This window comes from Micrococcus sp. LASM2_SD2 (assembly GCF_057364565.1).
In genome coordinates, this window is sequence record NZ_JBNFOB010000383.1 from 1 (window position 1) to 1,278 (window position 1,278).

At 74.7% G+C, this 1,278-nt stretch carries 1 protein-coding gene and 1 pseudogene; both read left to right on the forward strand.

Annotation, left to right across the window (positions count from 1 at the left end; translation table 11 throughout):
• Positions 1 to 816 (forward strand): hypothetical protein (locus AC2W7A_RS12550; RefSeq protein ID WP_485991627.1); only part of this gene is annotated, 816 nt, incomplete at its 5' end.
• Positions 813 to 1,174, forward strand: a pseudogene (locus AC2W7A_RS12555) (holo-ACP synthase). The gene AC2W7A_RS12550 and the pseudogene AC2W7A_RS12555, both read left to right, overlap by 4 nt.
• The last annotated feature ends 104 nt before the right edge of the window (positions 1,175 to 1,278 follow it).

A 1,278-nucleotide genomic window follows, 5' to 3' on the forward strand; every position in this document is an offset into this window, starting at 1 on the left:
CGCCCCTCGGGGGCCGGGTCCCATCCGTTCGGGCCCTCCCGACGACGGCCGCACGCCTCCGATGCCCGCCGTCGCCACCTGCTGGGACGTGCTGTGGCCGCCACGCTCGCCGTGCTCACCGTGGCGGTGGCCGCCGTCCTCGTCTGGGGCTTCCGGCTCACCACGAACCCGCAGCCGGACGAGCCGGACCACGTCGACGCGCTGCTGGTGCTCTACACGGACCCGGCTGTCTACGACGCCGCACTGGACCTCGCCGGCCGCGGCGTCACGGACCGCCTGTTCGTCTCCGGGTACCTGCATCCGGACGGCTTCGAGAAGCTCTGCGGCGCACCGGCCGCGGCGGATCCGCGCCTGCAGGGCGTGACGGTCGAGTGCTTCTCCCCGGACCCGGTGACCACCCAGGGCGAGGTCGTCTACGCGGCCGGGCGCATGGAGGACCTCGGCCTGCGCAGCCTCGGCGTGCTCACCCACGGCCGGCACCTCGAGCGGTCCCGCATCCTGGCCGAGCGCTGCCTCTCCGGCCCGGACGACTCCGTGGCCATGTACCAGTACGACCAGGGCGCGGGCCTGCGGTCGAAGACCCAGCAGACCCTCTACGGCACGCTTGCGTTCCTCAAGGTGGCCGTCACCCCGGGATGCAGCCAGCACTCCGAGTGGCTGCAGCGGCCGGTGGACCGGCTGAAGCACGGTGCTGCCCTGCGGCCCGTGACGGGGGCGGCCCCCGAGGCCCGGTCCGCGGGGCGGCCCGCCGATCCGGCAGACTGGAGGCCCCGGGGCTCGTCCCCGGTGTCGTGGGGCGGAAGGACTGACGGATGATCGTGGGCATCGGCGTGGACGTGGTGGACGTCGCACGCTTTCAGAGGCAGCTGCAGCGGACCCCGCGGCTGCGCGAGCGGCTGTTCACCCCGGCCGAGCGTGACCTCCCCCTGACCTCCTTGGCCGCACGCTTCGCGGCCAAGGAGCGATCGCCAAGGCACTCGGCGCGCCGGCGGGCATGCAGTGGCAGCACTGCGAGGTCCCGCGCCCGGACCACGGCGACGGCCGCCCGCAGGTGCACCTGACCGGCACCGTCCAGGACTGTGCGGACCGACTCGGGGTGACCCACTGGCACCTGACCCTGAGCCATGACGGCCCGGTGGCCGTCGCCTACTGCATCGCGGAGGCCCGCCCATGACCGCCCTCGAGTCCTTCGCCGTCACCGGCGCCGCCGTGCGCGCGGCCGAGCGTCCGCTGCTGGAGGCCGGCCGCGGCGACGAGCTGATGCGCCGTGCGGCCTGG